Origin of the sequence: Accumulibacter sp. (assembly GCF_023806625.1) — a bacterium.
GTDB lineage: Bacteria > Pseudomonadota > Gammaproteobacteria > Burkholderiales > Rhodocyclaceae > Accumulibacter.
In genome coordinates, this window is record NZ_JAMTDX010000032.1 from 1 (window position 1) to 19,255 (window position 19,255).

At 67.1% G+C, this 19,255-nt stretch carries 14 protein-coding genes; all 14 read left to right on the forward strand.

Annotated elements, in window-relative coordinates; genetic code table 11:
* The coding region (locus NFW05_RS06310) for a four helix bundle protein (protein ID WP_295303810.1) at nt 1-743 on the forward strand (743 nt) is incomplete at its 5' end.
* Between the two features lie 6 nt (nt 744-749).
* On the forward strand, nt 750-3,191 hold the full coding sequence (pglX, locus tag NFW05_RS06315; protein WP_295303813.1) for a BREX-2 system adenine-specific DNA-methyltransferase PglX: 2,442 nt from the start codon (nt 750-752) through the stop codon (nt 3,189-3,191).
* A gap of 1 nt (nt 3,192) precedes the next feature.
* Complete coding sequence (locus NFW05_RS06320; RefSeq protein ID WP_295303815.1) at nt 3,193-3,426, forward strand: hypothetical protein; 234 nt, start codon at nt 3,193-3,195, stop codon at nt 3,424-3,426.
* Nucleotides 3,423-3,824 carry a type II toxin-antitoxin system VapC family toxin gene (locus NFW05_RS06325; RefSeq protein WP_295303818.1) on the forward strand — a complete coding sequence of 134 codons (402 nt, stop codon included), beginning with the start codon at nt 3,423-3,425 and terminating at the stop codon, nt 3,822-3,824. The genes NFW05_RS06320 and NFW05_RS06325 overlap by 4 nt, the downstream gene beginning before the upstream one ends.
* A 6-nt stretch (nt 3,825-3,830) precedes the next feature.
* Nucleotides 3,831-5,024, forward strand: coding sequence for a BREX-2 system adenine-specific DNA-methyltransferase PglX (gene pglX / locus NFW05_RS06330; protein WP_295303821.1), 1,194 nt, complete (start codon nt 3,831-3,833; stop codon nt 5,022-5,024).
* Entirely contained in the window at nt 5,021-5,446 is a 426-nt protein-coding gene (locus tag NFW05_RS06335) for a hypothetical protein (protein ID WP_295303824.1), read from the forward strand. Before pglX (NFW05_RS06330) ends, NFW05_RS06335 begins: the two co-directional genes overlap by 4 nt.
* Nucleotides 5,446-6,855, forward strand: coding sequence for an AAA family ATPase (locus NFW05_RS06340; protein ID WP_295303826.1), 1,410 nt, complete (start codon nt 5,446-5,448; stop codon nt 6,853-6,855). Before NFW05_RS06335 ends, NFW05_RS06340 begins: the two co-directional genes overlap by 1 nt.
* The gene (locus tag NFW05_RS06345) at nt 6,848-8,311 is read left to right on the forward strand and encodes a hypothetical protein (RefSeq protein ID WP_295303830.1); all 1,464 of its coding nucleotides are present in this window, start codon (nt 6,848-6,850) and stop codon (nt 8,309-8,311) included. Before NFW05_RS06340 ends, NFW05_RS06345 begins: the two co-directional genes overlap by 8 nt.
* Before the next feature lie 7 nt (nt 8,312-8,318).
* A complete protein-coding gene (locus tag NFW05_RS06350; RefSeq protein ID WP_295303832.1) occupies nt 8,319-9,392 on the forward strand; it encodes a Fic family protein in 1,074 nt (357 codons plus the stop codon).
* 126 nt (nt 9,393-9,518) lie between these two features.
* Nucleotides 9,519-10,022: a hypothetical protein gene (locus NFW05_RS06355; protein ID WP_295303842.1), complete on the forward strand. Its 504-nt coding sequence runs from the start codon at nt 9,519-9,521 to the stop codon at nt 10,020-10,022.
* Nucleotides 10,023-10,187: 165 nt separating this feature from the next.
* On the forward strand, nt 10,188-11,600 hold the full coding sequence (locus NFW05_RS06360; protein ID WP_295303851.1) for a Fic family protein: 1,413 nt from the start codon (nt 10,188-10,190) through the stop codon (nt 11,598-11,600).
* Between the two features lie 11 nt (nt 11,601-11,611).
* Complete coding sequence (locus tag NFW05_RS06365; RefSeq protein ID WP_295303856.1) at nt 11,612-15,244, forward strand: phage resistance protein; 3,633 nt, start codon at nt 11,612-11,614, stop codon at nt 15,242-15,244.
* Nucleotides 15,241-17,940: a BREX-2 system phosphatase PglZ gene (gene pglZ / locus NFW05_RS06370; RefSeq protein ID WP_295303859.1), complete on the forward strand. Its 2,700-nt coding sequence runs from the start codon at nt 15,241-15,243 to the stop codon at nt 17,938-17,940. The genes NFW05_RS06365 and pglZ overlap by 4 nt, the downstream gene beginning before the upstream one ends.
* Entirely contained in the window at nt 17,937-19,250 is a 1,314-nt protein-coding gene (gene brxD, locus NFW05_RS06375; protein ID WP_295303862.1) for a BREX system ATP-binding protein BrxD, read from the forward strand. The genes pglZ and brxD overlap by 4 nt, the downstream gene beginning before the upstream one ends.
* Nucleotides 19,251-19,255 lie beyond the last annotated feature (5 nt).

Below are 19,255 nucleotides of genomic sequence, written 5' to 3' on the forward strand. Positions count from 1 at the left end.
TTGTCGTTGTCGTTGTCGTTGTCGAAATCGTTGTCGTTGTCGTTGTCGAAATCGTTGTCGTTGTCGTTGTCGTTGTCGAAATCGTTGTCGTTGTCGTTGTCGTTGTCGAAATCGTTGTCGTTGTCGTTGTCGAAATCGTAATCGGAGAATCAATGCAATTTGGCCACGAGCAACTCGATGTCTACCAAGTTTCGATCCGGTACGTGGCTTGGGCGTACGAAACCGCCAAGCGTTTGAGCGGCATCGATCGGCACTCGCGGGATCAACTGCTTCGCGCCTCGCAATCGATCGCGTTGAACATCGCCGAAGGCAATGGCAAGGGAACCAACGCTGATCGGCGTCGCTTCTTTGAAATCGCTCGCGGCTCGGCGTTGGAATGCGCGTCGATCCAGGACTGCCTGGAAGTCTGCAAAGTACTGACCGCTGATGAAAACGCGCAAGGCAAGACGATGTTGATCCGAATCGTTGCAATGCTGACCAAGCTCGGACAACGAAGCCACGAGGTGCGAGAGGATTTGGAGGGGTACGATCGGCTTGGTTACGGCAAGGAAAACGATTTCGACGACGACGACGACAACGACAACGACAACGACAGCGAGAACGACGACGACAACGACAACGACAACGACAGCGAGAACGACAATGACAGCGAGAACGACAGCGACACCGAGAACGACAGCGACACCGAGAACGACAGCGACAACGACAACGAAGGTTCCTTGAAGTCCGCACTTGTTCGGTAGACGCCAGTGATCAACGCCCCTCGGCTGCTCGCCGACCTGACCCGCCTGCAGAAGCGCCTCGAAGACGACCTGCGCCAGCGCATCGCCGAGCTGCCCGAGCTGAAGGCCGGCCTGCACGCCGAGTGGCACGCCGCGCGCGACGCCGACCGCACGGCTGAGACCTTCGAGAGCTGGGCCGACCAGGTCATCACGCAGGCCGGCGTGCACTGGCTGCTCTCGTGCGTGTTCCTGCGCTTCATCGAAGACAACGAACTGGTCGAGCGACCGTGGCTCTCCGGAACACCGGAGTCCGGCCCTCATGGGGGTCGACTCGCGCTGGCGCGCGACCGGCACGAGGCCTACTTCCGCGAGAAGCCGCTGGAGAGCGACCGCGACTACCTGCTGGCGTGCTTCCGCGAGGCCGGCACGCTGCCCGGGCTCTCCACCTTCTTCGACGAGGCGCACAACCCGGTCTTTCGCCTGGGGCTCAGTGGCGACGCGGCGATGGCCCTGCGCCAGTTCTGGCAGCAGGTGGACCCCAACACCGGCCGGCTTGCGCACGACTTCACCGACCCCGACTGGAACACCCGCTTCCTCGGTGACCTGTACCAGGACCTGTCGGAAGCCACGCGCAAGCGCTACGCGCTGCTGCAGACGCCGGAGTTCGTCGAGGACTTCATCCTCGACCGCACGCTGACCCCGGCGATCCGCGAGTTCGGCTTCCGCGAAGTGCGGATGATCGACCCGACCTGCGGCTCCGGGCACTTCCTGCTCGGCGGCTTCCGCCGGCTGGTCGATGAGTGGCTGCGCAACGAGCCGGCGCGCAACCCGCGCGACATCGCGCAGCGGGCGCTGGACGCCGTCGCCGGCGTGGACCTCAATCCGTTCGCGGTGGCGATCTCGCGCTTCCGGCTGCTCGTCGCGGCGCTCGAGGTGGCCGGCGTCCATCGCCTTTCCGAAGCGCCCGACTTCGAGCTGTTCGTGGCCATCGGCGACAGCCTGCTGCACGGCAGGCGCTTCGGCCTGACCGCGACCGACGACATGTTCGACGGCGCCGAGCACTACGCGGGCACCGGGCTGGCGCACGCCTACGCCAGCGAGGACCTGGCCGAAGTGCAGCGCATCCTCGGGCGGCAGTACCACGCGGTGGTCGGCAACCCGCCGTACATCGTCGTCAGGGACGCGGCACTCAACGCGGCGTATCGGAAACGTTACGCGAGCTGCCACATGAAGTACTCGCTCGGCGCGCCGTTCACCGAGCGCTTCTTCGAGCTGGGGCTCACCGGTCAAAACAGCGGCGACGGCCGGCCGGCCGGCTTCGTCGGGCTGATCACCGCCAACAGCTTCATGAAGCGCGAGTTTGGAGCCAAGCTCATCGAGCAGGTGCTGCCGCGGCTCGACCTGACGCACGTGGTCGACACCTCGGGCGCCTACATCCCCGGCCACGGCACGCCGACCGTGATCCTCTTCGGCCGCCACCGCGCGCCGGTGGGCGAGGCGGTGCGCACGGTGATGGGGATCAAGGGCGAGCCGAGCACGCCGGACGACCCGGCGCAGGGACTGGTGTGGTCGGCGATCGTCGGGCAGATTGACCGTGCGGGGTCGGAGAGCGAGTTCGTCAGTGTCGGCGACACGCCGAGGGCAGCCTTCGCGAAGCATCCGTGGAGCATCGGCGGGGGCGGGGCCGTGGACGTTCGAGAGATTGTTCAGTCGGCGGCTGCGATGCGGCTGTCTGAGGTCGCAAATGTCGGCATTGGGGTGGTCACGCTCGAAGATGACGCCTTTCACCTGCCAAAGGATGTCGTGTTGCGACAGGGCTTCGACCCAGACTATGTCCGTGGTTTCGTCGTCGGTGACGCCCTCCGAGACTGGTCGTTGTTGGTCGATGAAGTCTCCCTATACCCGCATGAGCGGGAGACGTTTGCGCCGCATATGGATGACCGCCTCTCGCGCTGGTTCTGGCCCCTAAGAACGGGCTTGGCGAACCGGCAATGGTTTAAGAAGAGTCAGGTCGACCGTGGTCTCGCTTGGTATGCGTACGGGCACATCTCACATGAGAAGTTCTTCACGCCCCTTAGTATTGGCTTTGGGGAAGTCGCCACCCACAACCACTTCGTCCTCGACCGCGGCGGCAAGGTCTTCAAGCAGACGGCGCCGGTGATCAAGCTGCCGGCCGGCGCCAGCGAGGACGAGCACCTCGGGCTGCTCGGGCTCCTGAACTCGTCGGTGGCGTGCTTCTGGTTCAAGCAGGTGGGCCATTGCAAGGGCAATGGCGGCATCGGTGGCGGCATCGCCGCAGAGCAATGGGAGAAGTTCTTCGTCTTCAACTCGACGGTCGTTGCCGAGTTCCCGCTGGCCTCGCTGCGCCCCGTCGCCCTGGCCCAAACCCTCGACCGTCTCGCCCGGGAGCTCGCCGCCACCAGTCCAGCCGCGCTGCTCGCCGCAGGCGACCCCGACCCGGAGGCATGACATGCGAGCCATCGAACTCGAAACCACGATTTCCCCGCAAGGCGGCATTGTCTTGCCCGCCGACTGCAAGGCGTTCTACGGCCGCCACGCCCGGGTGATCCTGCTGCTGTCGGATGAACCCGAGGGCGCCCGCCCCGTGCGCCGTCGCCCTCCACCACAACTGGCCGGCAAGGCCCGGGAGCATGGCGATGTCCTGTCCTCGGTACCCGCCGCCGATTGGGGGCTTGCGGAATGATCGTCCTCGACACCCATATCTGGCATTGGTGGATCAACCAGATTCCGGGCCGCCTCTCGCCCGCGGTCATCCGGCTGATCGAAGAAGCGGACGAGGTTGGCGTGTCCGCCATCTCCTGCTTCGAGATGGCCTGGCTCGTGCGGCATGGCCGGATCGAACTTGACATGCCCTTCGAGGAATGGCTCGAAGCAGTCGAGCAGGCGCAAGTTGTTCGCTTCCTGCCCGTCACGCACCGGATCGGCGCGGCGGCGGTCGCTCTGCCCGAACATCACAAGGACCCGCAGGACCGGCTGATCATCGCGACGGCCGTGCATTGTCACGCCCGATTGCTCAGCTTCGACGGCCAGTTTTCCCTCTATCGCGAGCTGGATGGCTTGTTGCTGTCGGCCAATGTCTGACGCCCCATGACCCTGCCCACCCGCCCCAGCCTCGACGCCGCCCGCCAACGTGCAGGATCGCTGCGTCGGCAGATGATCGCCGCGCAGGAAGAGCTCGACTGGCAGTGCTACCGCCTCTACGGTCTGCTGCCACCCGGCACCGACGCAGCGGCAGTCGAATGCGCCGCGCCGCCTGAAGTCGGGCTCGGCGAGCGCGCCTTCGAGATCGTGCTGGCCCGCCGCGTCGCCTCCGGCGGCGAGACGACCACTTGGTTCGAGCGCCACGGCTCCACGCCGATCACCGAGATTCCGGCGCACTGGCCCGAAGACTACCGGCAGGTCGTCGCGCGGCGCATCGAGCTGATCGAGCGCGACCGCAACATCGGCCTGATCGAGCGGCCCGAGTACAAGCGCCGCTGGAACACGCCGGCCTGGGACGACCTGGAACGCGCCGCGCTGCGCGACTGGCTGCTCGACCGGCTGGAGGCGCCGCAGCTGTGGCCCGCGGACGCCGATCGCCCAGCGCAGCTCACCACCGTCAACCGGCTCGCCGACGCCGTGCGCACCGACGCGGGCTTCCTGCACATCGCCGGGCTCTACGCCGGCCACGCCGACTTCGACCTCATCCAGGTCGTCGCCGAACTCGTCGCCGGCGAGTCGGTGCCCTTCCTGCCCGTGCTCCGCTACACCGACACCGGCCTGCGCAAGCGCGCGCAGTGGGAAGACACCTGGGCGCTGCAGCGGCGCGAGGACTCTGGCGAGCAGGTCGGCAGGATCCCCGTTCCGCCGAAGTACCAGAGCAAGGACTTCCTGAAGGCCGACTTCTGGCGCCTGCGCGGCGGCCTGGACGTGCCCAAGGAGCGGTGGATCGGCTACCCGGGCTGCGAGCGCGGCGCCGACACCAGTCTGCCGATCGCCTGGGCCGGCTGGAACCCTCTGCAGCAGGCCACCGCGCTGGCCGCCTACACCCTGGAGATGAAGGAGAAAGAGGGCTGGGAGCCCGCTCGCCTGCAGCCGCTGCTCGCCGGCCTGCTCGAACTGGTGCCCTGGCTGGAACAGTGGCACAACGAGATCGACCCCGTCTACGGCGAGCGCATGGGCACCTACTACCGCGGCTTCGTCAACGAGGAAGCTCGAGCGCTGGGGTTCACGCTGGACGACCTTCGTGGCTGGAGGCCGGCGGCCGTTGCTGGCAAGCGGGGGAGGAAGGCAAGAGCATGAGTGTTGACTACGTCGCCGCGGCGCGACGCCACATCCGCGATGCGCATCTGCTGCAGCATGCCGGGCGAATGGCAAATGCGGGGCAGTTGTTTGGCATCTGCGTCGAGTGCGGGCTGAAGTCGCTTCTGGTTCGAGCCGGCGCACCTGTTGATGGCACGGGCAGTCTGCTGAAGCCGTTTCGTGAGCACATGCCGCTGTTGGGGACGCTGGTCACTGGACTGCTCACACTGCCCGACGGCCGGGCCGCGAGCATACTGCAAAGCCAGCTGCCCAACCTGACCTCGCTGGCCAACTGGAAGACCGATCATCGCTATTGGATCGAGTCGGCGATACCGCTGTCGGCTTCGCTGCAAGCCTGGGAGTGGGCGGCTTTGGAAATGGACGCGCTGCTGGACGAAGCAGCGGGCGGAGGAGTGCTGTGATGACTGGATGCACATTCAACCAGGCACTGCTACGTGCCGCAGTGGCACTGCAGGATGAGGGGCTGCCGCCGGAATGGCCGGTGGGTATCGTTCGTGACATCTACGGCCGCCTTCGCTTTGCCGTCGACGCCTGGCGTCCTCTGCCACAGGGTGAACAGCCGGAGGGGCCGCGTGCCGAAGCTCGGCCCGAAGACGTTTATCCCGCCGACGCGCTGCAACGACTGATCGAGGCCGCCGCCACGCTGGGTTCCTACGCCTCGGTTCCGGCGGTGCTGTTCAAGGATGACTTTTCGAATCCGGCATCGCTGTTCGAGCACCGCGACTGGCACCAGACGATCGTCACGGTGCCTGCGACGACTGCAGCAGACGGCAGCGAAGTGCCAGGCCGCGAGATCGCCGTACGCTTGCTGGACCGTCAAGTGGTCGGCCAGGACTGGCTGCGTACCAACCGTTTCGCCGAGCAGGGTCATCCCCCGCGCGTGGTCTTCTACGGGCTCAAGGGTGGCGTTGGCCGTTCTACGGCCCTCGCGATGTTCGCCTATCGACTGGCGCGAGACGGCAAGAAGGTGCTCCTGATCGACTTCGATCTGGAGTCGCCAGGTTTGTCCGGCTTACTGCTTCCCCCAGAGCGGGTTGCTTCCTGCGGGCTGGTGGACTGGTTCGTCGAAGATTCGGTAGGGCAAGGTGATGTGGTGCTACGTGACATGATCTCGGTCAGCCCCTTGGCTGACAACACCCAGGGCTCGATCCGGGTCGCCGCGGCGATGGGCCAAGGAGAGACTGCCTATCTGAGCAAGCTGGCGCGCGTTTACGTCGATGTTCCTTCAAGGAATGGACCGCAGACCTTCGCCGATCGGATGCTGAAGATCACGGGGCTGCTCGAGGCACAGGAGCAACCTCACATCGTGCTCATCGACAGTCGAGCAGGGTTGCACGACGTGGCGGCCGTGGCTATCGGCAGCATGGCCTCGGTCGCCCTGCTGTTTGCCACTGATTCCCCGCAGAACTGGCAAGGGTACCGGCAGTTGTTCATGCACTGGCAACAACGACCGGAAGTCTTGCGTCAGGTGCGAGATCGGATCGTGATGGTTCAAGCGCTCTTTCCTGAAAGTGATCAGGCGGATCGCGCTAGCCGTTTCGTTCAAAACGCCTGGGACGTGTTCCACGAGCTCGTCTACGACCAGCTGGAGCCTGGCGTCGAAGCTCCGGTAGACGCGTTCACGTTCGATCTTCACAGCGAGGACGCGCCGCACTTTCCGATGCGGGTGCGCTGGAACGCCCGTTTTCAAGAGTTCAACCCCCTGCTGAGCCGCAGCGCTGGCGGGGTAGACGACACCGACATCGATCTCGCATTTGGACCGTTCGTGCAGGAAGTGATCGACGCCCTTCCGGAGTTGACGAATGGCTGACCCGAACGAGTTGCGCATCGCGTTGCGCGAGTCCCTGCCTGCGGTCGACCAGGCCGGAGCTGCTGACACTCGCAGACCCGCCTTCACCTTTGTGCCACCGAGCCATGCGAAGGCGCTGGATGTCGACAGCAGCGTCGTCGAGGGTATCAGGGGTGCGGGCAAGAGCTTCTGGTGGGCACACCTCGCCTCACCCGAACATCGCCGCTACATCGCGGCGGCCTTTCCGGATATTCGCCTGGGTTCGGCAATCGAGGTGGCGCAGGCCTTTGGCGCTCAGAGCGTGTCGACTGGGGCGCCAAGCCCGGATGTGTTGGCCGCCTTGCTGAAGAGCCACCCCGCGCGCGCCATCTGGCGGACCGTACTGGCGCACAACGCCGGCTTCGGCGCGCCGTTTCCGACCTCGACCAAGTGGTCGGACCGCGTGCAGTGGGTGGGCGAGCACCCCGAGGAATTCGACGAACTGCTTCGAGCCAAGGACACCGAGCTCGACGCGAAGGGTCAGTCGCTGGTCGTGCTGTTCGATGCACTGGACCGGCTCGCTGACGACTGGGCCACCATCCGCCCCCTTTCGCGCGCACTCCTGCAACTAGCCCTCGATGTTCGATCGACGCGGCGCATCCGCTTCAAGGTATTCCTTCGACCCGACATGTTGCAGGATCGGGAGATCATCGGCTTTCCCGACGCGTCAAAGCTGCTGGCCCGCAAGGCCGACCTCCGCTGGCAGCGCGCAGATCTCTATGCGCTGATGTTCCAGTGTGCTGCCAACGCGGCGCATGGGGGCGCCGCCTTCAGGCAGCTGGCCACGGAGGCGACTGGCCAGGCCTTTTCATCGGAGCAACAGGGATGGCTTCTGCCACGCGCACTACGTTCCAACGAAGAGCTGCAGGAGCGTCTGTTCGAGCAACTTGCCGGCAAGGCCATGGCGTCTGGCCCCAGCGGCTACAAGCGCGGAAAACCGTATACCTGGCTCGTCAATCACCTGCTCGACGGGCTCGGACAGGTCAGCCCGCGAAGCTACTGCGCAGCCGTGCGACATGCAGCCGACCATACGCCCGCGGATGCCATGACGACCCTTCACTTCCGAGCCATTCAAGCCGGTGTGCAAGCGGCATCCAAGATCCGCGTGAACGAGGTGACCACCGAAGACTACCCGTGGATCGAGTTCGTGATGCAGCCGCTACGGGGCAAGGTGACGGTACCTTGCGCAGCGAGCGAATTCGAGCGGCTGTGGAAGGACGCAGAGACGATCGAGCGCCTGACGGACCAACTGGTCCAAACGACCGCCGGGGTCAAGCTTCCACCGCAAAGCTTGGGCCGCGGCGCCTCCGGATTGCTCGATGACCTGCAGTCGCTGGGTCTAATCGAGCGCCTTCGCGATCAACGCATTCAGATGCCCGACGTGTATCGCATCGGCTTCGGGTTCGGCCGCAGGGGCGGTGTGAAGCCGCTGAGGTGACTGGCCCATGTTCGATCGCGACACCCCCTTCAACGATCTCCCGCCACTGCCACCCACCACCGAGGTTGAGACACCTGCCGTCCTGAAGAAGGCGATTGCGGCCAGTCGCGCGCTTGCCGAATTGAAAGGGATGGCCGAGCGCATGCCCAACCAGGTCATGCTCATCGACAGTCTGGTGCTGCAGGAAGCGCGGGCGTCGTCGGCAATCGAGAACATCGTGACGACGAACGACGAGCTGTTCAGAGCAGCATCCGACGAAGCCCTGCCTGCCAGCCCGGAAGCCAAGGAGGTGCTGCGCTATCGCCAGGCGTTGAACCATGGCTTTAGGCAGATCAGGGAACGGCCACTGGCGACGAACCTGTTCATCGAGATCGCCCAGCTGATCAAACAGACCGGCTTCGACGTGCGTCGCACCCCTGGGACGCGTATCGCCAACGGCTTTGGCGAGACGATCTATACACCCCCTGAGAGCGAAGCGGTCATTCGCGACAAGCTGCGTGACCTCGAGACCTTCATGCACGCCGAGGATAGCCTGGACGTGCTGGTCAAGATGGCGCTGGTGCACTACCAGTTCGAAGCCATCCACCCGTTCTCCGATGGCAACGGGCGCACCGGACGCATCCTGAACATCCTGTACCTCGTGGACCAGGGGCTGCTGAACCTGCCGATCCTCTACCTGTCGCGCCACATCATCGAACACAAGGCCGCCTATTACGAAGGTCTTCGGCGGGTCACCGAGGAAGCCGCCTGGGGTGACTGGGTGCTGTACATGCTGAACGCGGTGGAGCAGACGTCGCTGCGCACACGCCAGCAGATCACCGACATCCTGGCGCTGATGGATGCCGTGCGCGAACACGTGCAGCGCGAAGCGCCAAGGCTTTACAGCAAGGATCTGATCGAGCAGATCTTCCGCCAGCCCTACTGCAAGATCCAGTTCCTGGAACGGGCAGGTATCGGCACGCGCCAGACCTGCGCCAAGTACCTGCGCGAGTTGGAGCGCCTGGGCGTTCTCCGCGGGCAGAAGGTGGGCCGCGAGGTGTACTTCATCAACCAGGCGCTTTTCGAGCTCCTGACGCGCTGAGCCACCGAATTCAGCGCGGAAGCCTACGTGTTAAAATTGCCGTTGGTTTTTAACGCGTTTCGCCGACATGTTCGTTTGGCAACCATATCTGCGCCAAGAGCCGGACCGCAGGGAGGGATCCACCCGATGCCGCTGCTGAAAAACCTGATATCGATCCCCGAGCGCGTGCCTCAGGGCGACTTCGTCCTGCAACTCACCAGGGGGGTCAGCGAGCCCGAGCAGACGCCGCGTGACTACGTGGGGACGCCGCAGAAGGTCGATGCCTTCAACAACGCCCTGGGCTTCATCCAGCAGGCTGTGCAGACGGCCAGCAGCAAGGCCGCCCACCTGTATGGCAGTTTCGGCTCCGGCGGTGGAGCAGCGCGGCCGAACACGCGTACGGTGAGCACACGGCCGCGTTCTTCGGTGGCTTCGACGCCGAGGAGGCCCGAGCGCTGGGATTCACGTCGGACGACCTTCCCGGGTGGAAGCCCGTGGCGGCGCCGGCACGGCGCGGGCGCCAGCGGGCGAGCCGAACCGGGGTTCAGTCGGGAAGAGCCGGCCTCGGTCGAAGCTTCCATGAGGAAGCGGACTGCCGGTCCTGCAAACCCGGGCATCTGGCCCTCGTCCCTGACCGGGAAGGCGAGGTAACGAAAAACAGGGTCCAGTGCCGCTTTCTATGAAGAACATGTGGCCCAGCAAGAAGAAACGGTGCCGCCGGTGATCGGATACGAGTATCTGCTGTCACGCATCCCTCTGCGCATGCCGCCGCTGGGCCGGCCGGCGCAGGTCCGGCCGGTGACGCGAATCGAGCGCATGCCCGAGCCGCTGGCCGTGCCGCGACATGTGGCACCCGCCGCGGGTGCCTTGGTGCTGGACCATGTGCTGTTCGCGCTCAAACACGAAGGCACGCGACTCGACATCCTGCATGAAGCGCTGAAGCGGGTGCCGGCTGAGGAGCTTGTGCGGGCCCTGACGGCGCAACGCCTGGGCGCCTACTTGCGCCGCGCGGCGTTCATCTGGGAGAAGGCCAACGGGCAGGCGCTGCTGCTGCCGTGGGACTCCACGGGCGGCAACTACATTGAATTCTTCGAGCCCGGCAGGTACTACACCGGGCCGCAGTGGGAGCGCAGCCGCAAGTACCGGGTCAACTTCAACGGCATCGGGCCTTACGAGTTCTGCCCGGTGGTCGCGCGCAACGCAGCGCTGGAGCAGCGCGGCCAGGCCGTGCTGGAGCGGCTGCGCACCTGGGTGAGCGATCCGCAGAACCTAGTTGTGCTCGACCGCGTGATGAACCGGGCATACCTCAGCGAGACCCGCGACTCGTTCGCCATCGAGAGCGAAACCCCGGCACCGGACAAGGAGCGCGCCTTCCTGCAGGCGATGGAGCAGTTGCGCGACCAGCGCCCACTGTCCGAGGACTACCTCGTCGATCTGCAGAACCTGGTGATCACCAGCGCGATCAAGGAGGAGTACTCCTTCCGCAACGAGCAGAACTGGCTGCAGCGCGGCGGCCACGGCGTCTTGGCGGTGCGCTACGTGCCACCGCCGCCCGCAAGGGTCGGCGAGTTGATGGACGGACTGATGCGCATGGCCAACGCACGCGCAGGCGACGTGCCACCGCTCGTGAAAGCCGCATTGGTGAGCTTCGGCTTCGTGTTCGTGCACCCCTTCATGGACGGCAACGGCCGCCTCTCGCGACTGTTGGCGCACCACAGCCTGAGCTTTCACGGGGCGCTACCGACGGTGAACGGCAATCCGGCCATCCTGCCCCTGTCGGTAGCGATGAAGCGCAACGAGGCCGGCTACCTGGCCACTCTGGAATCGTTCAGCCGGCCCGCGCGGCAGCTCTGGGACGTGACCTACATTGCCGACAATGAATTCACCTTCGACTTCCGCTCTTCACCGCTGGCTTATGCGCTCTGGAACGGCAAGACCGCCGCCGACTTCGTGACCCGCTGTGCCGAGCAGGCGCTCGAGCAGTCATTGGTCGACGAGACGGCGTTCCTGCAGGCCTACGACCAGGCCTACGAGCAGATCGACCGGGAATTCGACCTGGCGAATCGAACGATCAACCTGCTGATCCAGTGGATCCACCAGAACAGCGACCGCATGCCTGAACGGCGAAGAAACGCCCCCGAATTGCTGCTGCTGAAGACAGAGCAGATCGGGCGCATCGAGGCCATCGTCGCGAACTGCTTCTCGCGCGACGACAAGGCCAGGAACTGACGAGGACCGACATGCCACTGATCCGCGATTTGATCGCGATCCCCGAGCGCGTGCATCAGGGCGACTTCGTCCTGCAGCTCACCAAGGGGGTCAGCGAGCCGGAGCAGACGCTGCGCGACTACGTGGTGACGCCGCAGCTGGTCGATGCCTTCGGCAACGCCCTGGGCTTCATCGAGCAGGCGGTGCACACGGGCGCCAGCAAGGCGGCCTACCTGCACGGCAGTTTCGGCTCGGGCAAGAGCCATTTCATGGCGGTGCTCAACCTGCTGCTGGCCGGCAACACGCAGGCGCGCTCGATCCCCGAGCTGGCCGACGTGGTGGCGCGCCATGGCTGGACGCATGGGCGCCGGTTCCTGCTCGTGCCGTATCACATGATCGGCTCGCGGGACATGGAATCGGCGATCCTCGGCCAGTACGCCGAGCACGTGCGCAGGAAGCACCCGGATGCGCCGGTGCCCGGCTTCTACCTCGCCGAGGGGCTGTTCAGGGATGCGTGCGAGCTGCGCGAGCGCATGGGCGACGAGGCGTTCTTCGCGCAGCTGAGCAAGGACGGTGGCGGCGGTGGCGGCTGGGGCGACCTGGAAGGCGGCTGGGACGCCGCGAGCTTCGAGGCGGCGATGCTCGAGCCGCCCAACGGCGAGGAGCGCGCGCGCCTCGTCGGCGACCTGATCACGCAGTACTTCTCGGCGTACCGCAGCCTGGCCGGCAGCGGCGAATCCTTCGTCTCGCTCGACGACGGGCTGAGCATCATGAGCCGCCACGCCCAGGCGCTCGGCTACGACGCGGTCATCCTGTTCCTGGACGAGCTGGTGCTCTGGCTCGCCAGCCACGCCGCCGACCTCCACTTCGTCAGCCGCGAGGGCACCAAGCTGGTCAAGCTGGTGGAGGCCACCAACGCGGATCGGCCCGTGCCGCTGATCAGCTTCGTCGCGCGGCAGCGCGACCTGCGCGACCTGGTCGGCGAGAACCTCGCCGGCTCGGTGCAGTTGCAGTTCAGCGATGTGCTCAGGCACTGGGAAGCGCGCTTCCACCGGATCACGCTCGAAGACCGCAACCTGCCGGCGATCGCCGAGAAGCGCGTGCTGCGCCCGGTGAGCGAGGCCGCGCGGCAAACGCTGCAGGCGACGTTCGACGACCTGATGAGGATGCGCAAGGACGTGCTCGACACCTTGCTCACCACCACGGCCGACCGGGAGATGTTCCGCAAGGTCTATCCGTTCAGCCCGGCGCTGGTGCAGACGCTGATCGCCGTCTCGGCGGCGCTGCAGCGCGAGCGCACCGCGCTGAAGCTGATGCTGCAACTGCTGGTGGACCGCCGGGCGGACCTGGAACTCGGGCAGCTGATCCCGGTCGGCGACCTGTACGACGCCATCGCCGAGGGCGACGAGCCGTTCTCCGAAGGCATGCGCCTGCATTTCGACAACGCCCGGCGCCTGTACGACCAGCGGCTGCTGCCGATGCTCGAACGCCACCACGGCGTGACCTGGGAGGCGATCAGGCTCGGCCAGGCGGACCCGGCGGCGGCGAAGAGCCTGCGCAACGACGCGCGGCTGCTCAAGACGCTGCTGCTCGGCGCGCTGGTGCCCGAGGTGGAATCGCTCAAGGGCCTGACCGCGCAGCGCCTGGCGGCGCTGAACCATGGCACCTTCCGCTCGCCGATCCCCGGGCGCGAGGCGCAGGACGTGCTGCGCAAGTGCCGCGACTGGGCCAGCCAGGTCGGCGAGATCAAGATCACCGAAGACCAGAACCCGCTGATCTCGATCCAGGTCACCGGCGTCGACATCGAGCCCATCCTCCGTGCGGCCGAGGCCAACGACAACGCCGGCAACCGACGCAGGAAGATCCGCGAGATCCTTTTCGAGCAGCTGGGCATTCAGGACGCCGGCGGGTTGTTCACCACCTGCGACTTCGTCTGGCGCGGCACGCGGCGCGAAGTCGAGGTGCTCTACGAGAACGTCCGCGAGATGACCGACGACCGGCTGCGTGGCCGCTCCGGCACCTGGTCGGTGGTCATCGACTTCCCGTTCGACGAGGCGAACTTCGGGCCGGCGGACGACCTGGCGCGCCTCGGCGCGTACCGCGGCGGCGACACGCGCACGCTCGTGTGGCTGCCCTCGTTCCTCAGCAACAAGGCGCTCGCCGACCTCGGCCGCCTGGTCGTGCTCGACACCATCCTGCAGGGCGAGCGTTTCGACAATTACGCCGCGCACCTTTCGTTCGTCGATCGCGTGCAGGCCAGGGCACTGGCCCGGAATCAGCTCGACCAGTTGCGGATCAAGCTCCGGTCGCAGCTCGAAGTGGCCTACGGCGTCAGCAGCGAGCCGCGGGATGCGGTGAGCCACCCGCTCAGCGCGGACCAGCAGTTCCAGTCGCTGGATCCGACGCTGTCGCCGCGCCCTCCCGTAGGCGCCGATTTCCGCAGCGCCTTCGAGAGCCTGCTGGGTCAGTTGTTCGCCCACCAGTACCCGGCGCATCCCGAGTTCGACACCCAGGTCGAGGCCAGAGTCGTCAGGAAGGTCTGGCCCGAAGTGCAGAAGGCGATCGATTCGCCCGGCCAGCGGGGGCTGGTGCAGGACCACTCGACGCGCAAGCTGGTGCGCGCGGTGGTGAACCCCTGCCAGATCGGCCGGATGGGCGAGACGCACCTGTTGATCGAACCCCACTGGCCATCCCGGTTCGCCCAGAGCCACGCGCGCGAAGGCGGCGGGCCGATCACGGTGACCAGGCTGCGCCGCTGGATCGATACCCCGGTGCCGATGGGACTGCCGATCGAGCTGCAGAACCTGATCATCCTGACCTACGCCGCGTCCACCAACCGCCGCTTCACGCTGCGCGGCGGGCCGGTCGAACCGACCATCGACAGCCTCTCCGACGACCTGGAGTTGAAGGAGCAGGCGCTGCCCAACGCCGCCGACTGGCAGACAGCGCTGCAGCGCGCGGCCAGCCTGTTCGGGCTGACGCTCGCGCAGACGCTCAACGCGGCCAACGTCGGCCGCCTGGTCGATGACGTGAAGCAGGCGGCGAGCGGCAAGCGCGAGGCCGTGGGACGATTGCTTGCCCAGGTGCGTGACCGGTCGACCCGCTATGCGGCAGGCGTCACCGGCGCCCGCCAGCAGTCGGCGGAATCGGCGGGGGCGCTGCTGGCCACGCTGACGCAGGCCACCGAAGGCGATGTCGTGACGGCGCTGGCCACGGCGACCCTGAACACCTCGGAGGCGGCGGTGAGCCGGACCCTTGGCCAGGCCCAGGCGTGCGCGGATGCGCTCACCAACGGCAACTGGCAATTGTTCGACGTGATCCGCGATCTCGGCGACCATCGGCGCGAAGCGGCCGCCGGGATCATCAGTCGCCTCGCCGAGGTGCTGACCGCCGACGAGCATGTCGTCCCGCTCAAGTCGAGACTGGCGGAACTCGAACGCGACGCCATGAATCTGCTGGCCGTGGTGCCCCCTCCGCCGCCGCCGCCACCGCCCCCTCCGCCGACACCGCCGGGTGCGGACGTCGTCGAGGAGAGTCAGGCCGTCCATCTGAGCGGCGACGCAGCCGTCGCGCAGCTCGATGCGCTGAAGGACCGCGTCACAGGCGACCACGATCTGCAGCTGACGCTCAGCTGGCGCCTGGAGCGCAAGGGCACGAAGCGATGAGCTTGTCGACTCCGCAGATCGCGGCACAGATCGAGCGGCTGCTGGCGAGCGATCCGGCGACCGTGGCCCTGGCGATCCGGGCGAGAACCCGCCAGCCGTGGCCCGGGACGCTGAGCCAGCGTGGCCGGCAATTCGCGCTGCGCTGGTGCGAATCGTCGCTGGCCATCCGCGAGGCGCTGTGCGACCTCGAGCAGCAAGACCCGGCGACGGCGGGGCTGGTGGTCCTCACCCCGTTGGCGACGCACGAGATCGCCGAAGACATCGCCGCGCGCCTGGCGCGTGCGCGAGTTTTTCAGCCGGAAGGCTGGGACATCGTCCGTCAGCTCTTCCAGGCCAGGGAAACCGACGCGCGGCTGGGACGCTTCGCCTGGATGCCGCAGTGCCTGATCGACGCCGCGGCACAGGGCCCCTACCCGCCGGTGGCCAACGGCTTTCTCGGTCTGGAGACGGCCTGGCAGGAGGTGCTGCAACGGTTTCTGCGCATTCCGGCAGCGCGCCCGGACGCCGTCGCTCTGCTGAACTGGTCGATGACGGCCGGCGCCGAAGCCACGCTGGATCAACTGCCCGTGGCAGCCAGAGCGGACGTGATGCGCTGGCTCGGCGAAGCGGCCGGCAGCGCCGGCGAGATGGTTCTCGGGTGCGTCGAATCCGGCCGCACGGCCGACGCCCTGCCACTCGGGCTGGTCTGCGGGGTGATCTTTGCGCCGCAAGGCGAAGGGCAGGCCGCGTTGGGCCAGGCGGCCATCCGCCTGGAGCGCTACGTCGACGACAGGCACGTCGGGGTGACGGAGGGCCGCGCGTGGGCGCGCGCCGCGGAGCAGGTGGTGCGGGCGGCCGGACTGGAGGCCACGCGCGTGGCACTCGACCGCGCGGACGCCCTGCTGCGCGACTTGCGCGTCGCCCAGTTCGCCCACTTGAGCGATCTGCTGCCCGCAGCGCTCGACCAGCGATTGCAGGACTTCGCGCTCGCCCTCTCGGCGCATGTCGCCGAGCCCACCGAGGCCAACCTGGCGCAGGTCGAGTCGCAGGCCGACCGCGCGCTCGAGCACACGCTGATGGCGTCACAGCCGCCGCGCGCCGAGCGCGTGGCGATGGCACGCCGTCTGGCCCGCTGGCTGCTGACTGCGCCCAGGGCAGCGACGTCGCTGGCGGACGCCGCAGCGTGGCAGGCGGACGAGGGCGCATTCGTGGACTGGGCACGCTTCCGTCTGCTCGGCGGCGACGAGATTCCGGAGCTCTCGCAGGCCTACGGCGCGTGCCGCGAGGCTCTGATCGACCGGCGGAACAGGTTCGCCCGGCCGTTCGCCCAGGCGCTGATCGAGTGGAATGCGAACCAGCCGTCCGTAGACGGGCGCCTGGTACCGGTCGAATCCGTACTCGAGCAGGTCGTGGCGCCGATCGCTGCGACCCATCCGATCTTGCTGCTGGTGATCGACGGCTTGAGCATGAGCATCTTTCGCGAGCTGTTCGCGCGCAGCGCGAGGCACGGCTGGGCCGAGATGGTACCCGGCGACCTCGGGCAGCCACTGCTCGGCGTGGCGGCACTGCCCACCGTCACCGAGGTCAGCCGCGCCAGCCTGCTCTGCGGACGGCTCGCGCTGGGCGCCGCCGCTCAGGAGCGGGCAGGATTCGCGTCGCATCCGGCGCTGCTCGCGCACAGCCGCGTCGGCGTACCGCCCCGGCTGTTCCACAAGGGCGACCTGGCCGACGCGAGCAACCTGGCCCCCGAGGTGCGCGCGGCGATCGCGAACCCTCATCAACGCGTGCTCGGCGTGGTCTACAACGCCGTCGACGACCACCTCAGCGGCCCCGACCAGTTGCATCAGCGCTGGACGCTCGAAGACCTGCGCCTGCTGCTGCCTCTGCTGCGCGAAGCGCGGGAAGCCCGGCGCGTGGTGGTGATCACCGCCGACCACGGACACCTGCTGGAGGACGGCACCACCCAGGTCGGCAACGGCGGCGACAGCGATCGCTGGCGCCCGGGCACCGGCGGCCGCGCGCCGCACGAGCTGGCGGTGAGCGGTGGGCGCGTGGTGACCAGCGACGGCTCGAACGCCGTCGTGTGCCTTTGGGGAGAAAGCACCCGCTACGGCGGGCGCAAGAACGGCTACCACGGCGGCCTGTCGCCTCAGGAGGTGACGGTGCCGCTCGCCGTGATCGTGCCCCTGGGGCTCAACCTGCCGGGATGGACGCCCGCGCCACCCGCTCAGCCCGAGTGGTGGGAACTGCCGCCGATCCCGAAGTCGGGCGAGGCGAAGCCCGCGGTCAGCCAACCCGGACGACCCTCCGGCCACAAGCCGAGCGCGCAAGCCGGTCAGCCGCAGTTGTTCGAGGAGAGCGAATTGCCGCCTGCGCGGGTGCCGGCAGCAGCGGACTGGATCAGCGCCTTGTTGAGCGGACCCATTTACGCATCGCAAAGGCAGCTGGCTGCCCGGGTCGCGCTGCCTGACGAGCAGATGCGCGCCCTGCTCAGCGCGCTGTCCGAGCGCGGCGGCAAGCTCTCCCGCGCCGCACTCGCGCAGCGGCTCTCGCTGCCGGACATCCGCCTCGGCGGCATGCTCAGCGCGGTCAGACGCCTGTTGAACGTGGACCAGGCGCCGGTGCTGGTCATCGATGAGGCGGCTGGAACGGTGGAGTTGAACATCGCGCTGCTGCACCAGCAGTTCCGTCTCGGTGGCCAGGGGATTCGACGATGATCAGCGCCGCGCGACGGGAAGACATCGTCAGCGCTTTGCGTCGCGGCACGGTGCCGACCAGCGGCCTCGACGCGCTCGCAGTGGGCATCGAGTCGTTCGCGCCGACGCTCGACGAGGAACTGGCCGCGGTCGCCGCCGGCCGCGGCGGATTCAAGGCCGTCCGTGGCGAGTACGGGACGGGCAAGACCTTTTTTGGTCGCTGGCTGCAGGAGCGCGCGCGAGCCCGCGGCTTTGCGGCGACCGAAGTGCAGATCAACGAGACCGAGACGCCCCTGCATCGACTGGAGACGGTCTACCGCCGACTCGTCGAACATCTGGGCACGGCCGACACGGCCAGCGGCGCCTTCCGCGGGGTCATCGACGGCTGGTTCTATGCGCTGGAACAGGACGTCCTGGCCGATGCGTCGGTCGACCCCGACGACGCGGAGGACCTGCTGTTGCGCACCGACGCGCTGATGGAGGCGCGCCTGGCCACGATCAGCAGGACCGCCCCAGCCTTCTCCGCCGTGCTGCGAAGGTACCGCCGCGCTCTGGCGGCCGGGGATGGCATGTTGGCCGAGGGCCTGATCAGCTGGCTGTCGGGCCAGCCGAACGTGGCGGCCAGCGTCAGGCGCGCAGCGGGAATCAAGGGCGACCTGGACCATTTCGGCGCAACCAACTTCCTGGTCGGTCTGCTGACCATCCTGCGCGACAGCGGCTTCTCCGGACTCGTGATGATGCTCGACGAGGTGGAGACGCTGCAGCGCATGCGCACGGATACGCGTGAGAAGGGCCTGAACGCGCTCAGGCAATGGATCGACGAGATCGACGCCGGACGGTATCCGGGGCTCTATCTGGTGGTCACGGGCACGCCGGCGTTCTTCGACGGAGCGCAGGGAGTGCAGCGCCTGGCGCCACTGGCGCAACGTCTGCACGTCGACTTCGCCACCGACCGTCGCTTCGACAACCCCCGTGCGGTGCAGATCCGCCTGGCCGCGTTCGACCATGCGGCGCTGCTCGCGGTCGGCCGGCGCGTCCGGGGCATCTACGCCGAAGGCCGGCCCCACGAGCAGCGGCTGCGCAGCATCGTCGACGACGGCTATCTCGACACGCTCGCTCGTGCGGTGGCTGGCGGCCTGGGCGGCAAGGTCGGCGTGGCGCCCAGGTTGTTCCTGAAGAAGCTCGTCGCCGACATTCTCGATCGCGTCGACCTGCACGAGGGCTTCGATCCACGCCGGCATTACACCCTGACCCTGGCCGAAAGCGAGATGTCGGTCGTCGAACGTGCGGCCGCAAGCGCCCGGTCGGTGGACGACGTCGAGTTGCCGTGAGCGCT

Coding starts and splice junctions, on each gene's coding strand:
- NFW05_RS06320 (WP_295303815.1), top strand. CDS start 3,193: ATGCGAGCCATCGAACTCGAAACCACGATTTCCCCGCAAGGCGGCATT.
- NFW05_RS06325 (WP_295303818.1), top strand. CDS start 3,423: ATGATCGTCCTCGACACCCATATCTGGCATTGGTGGATCAACCAGATT.
- pglX (WP_295303821.1), top strand. CDS start 3,831: ATGACCCTGCCCACCCGCCCCAGCCTCGACGCCGCCCGCCAACGTGCA.
- NFW05_RS06335 (WP_295303824.1), top strand. CDS start 5,021: ATGAGTGTTGACTACGTCGCCGCGGCGCGACGCCACATCCGCGATGCG.
- NFW05_RS06340 (WP_295303826.1), top strand. CDS start 5,446: ATGACTGGATGCACATTCAACCAGGCACTGCTACGTGCCGCAGTGGCA.
- NFW05_RS06345 (WP_295303830.1), top strand. CDS start 6,848: ATGGCTGACCCGAACGAGTTGCGCATCGCGTTGCGCGAGTCCCTGCCT.
- NFW05_RS06350 (WP_295303832.1), top strand. CDS start 8,319: ATGTTCGATCGCGACACCCCCTTCAACGATCTCCCGCCACTGCCACCC.
- NFW05_RS06355 (WP_295303842.1), top strand. CDS start 9,519: ATGCCGCTGCTGAAAAACCTGATATCGATCCCCGAGCGCGTGCCTCAG.
- NFW05_RS06360 (WP_295303851.1), top strand. CDS start 10,188: ATGCCCGAGCCGCTGGCCGTGCCGCGACATGTGGCACCCGCCGCGGGT.
- NFW05_RS06365 (WP_295303856.1), top strand. CDS start 11,612: ATGCCACTGATCCGCGATTTGATCGCGATCCCCGAGCGCGTGCATCAG.
- pglZ (WP_295303859.1), top strand. CDS start 15,241: ATGAGCTTGTCGACTCCGCAGATCGCGGCACAGATCGAGCGGCTGCTG.
- brxD (WP_295303862.1), top strand. CDS start 17,937: ATGATCAGCGCCGCGCGACGGGAAGACATCGTCAGCGCTTTGCGTCGC.